Annotated in this window: 1 protein-coding gene; it reads left to right on the forward strand. The window is 33.1% G+C overall.

All coding sequences use genetic code 11. The features are described from left to right. Window positions 1-133 precede the first annotated feature (133 nt). On the forward strand, window positions 134-601 hold the full coding sequence (locus F0000_RS27465) for a hypothetical protein (protein ID WP_149627878.1): 468 nt from the start codon (window positions 134-136) through the stop codon (window positions 599-601). The last annotated feature ends 294 nt before the right edge of the window (window positions 602-895 follow it).

Consider the following 895-nt stretch of genomic DNA (forward strand, 5'->3'; position numbering starts at 1 on the left):
CTCGATCAAAAAAGAAAACTAGGACTAGTGAAAAGAATTAGAAAACAAATTGATAAATTTGGATTAACTAATGATGATTTGCAAATAACTGTAAATCAGTAGTGTAATTTTACGTTAGTCAGAATTAAACTGAATGCGAAAAACAGTCGAATTTATAGAAGATAGAATTAAGTGGAGAGCTTCTCAACATAATCTGCCGAATAAAACTGTATTTTTATTTGAGAACTTGACTGACGAAGTCAAAATGAAATACTTAAATCATTTTGACGAAAAAGATAGCGGAAAAATAATCTTACTATTTACGGATTCGAAGAATAATTGGACAGCATTGGGAACAAAAAGAATTATTGGGTATGATGGAACAAAACTCAACTCTGTAAAATTAGATGCAATTGAAGATGTGGATTCTAAAAATCGGAAAGAATATTTCGAAAAAGCAGAAGCTGGTGAAACTAAACTCAAAAAAATTAAAAAACGCAACGAACGCGAATTGTTAGTTACTGAATTTGACGGAAAAGAAACGATTTTTATTACGAAAAAAGGAAGTGACTTATTCTCTCTCTGGAATATTATGATTATGATAACGAGATTAAATAAATAAACTGGCCACAACAACATATATGTGATCATAGCAGCTAAGTGATGAATCGAATGGTTATTGTATTTTTGGTAAGGCGCAATGCTTGCAAAAAGTAAAAGTTAGCAACCAATGCGCAGAAATATCGAAAAGCAAGGTAACATATTGCCCTGCTACGACACATATATTAAACGTTGGTGTGCCACGAAGCTGTGGTGATCCAGTGGGTGAGAATCCCATCAGAGTAATTGACTGTTCACTCTGAAGAAAAGCATACAGTTAACCTCGTGAGGGATTTGCTGAAGCTATGTTCTTTCA

It is taken from the genome of Aquimarina sp. RZ0 (assembly GCF_008370685.1).
Taxonomy (GTDB): domain Bacteria; phylum Bacteroidota; class Bacteroidia; order Flavobacteriales; family Flavobacteriaceae; genus Aquimarina.

Coding starts and splice junctions, on each gene's coding strand:
- F0000_RS27465 (WP_149627878.1), top strand. CDS start 134: ATGCGAAAAACAGTCGAATTTATAGAAGATAGAATTAAGTGGAGAGCT.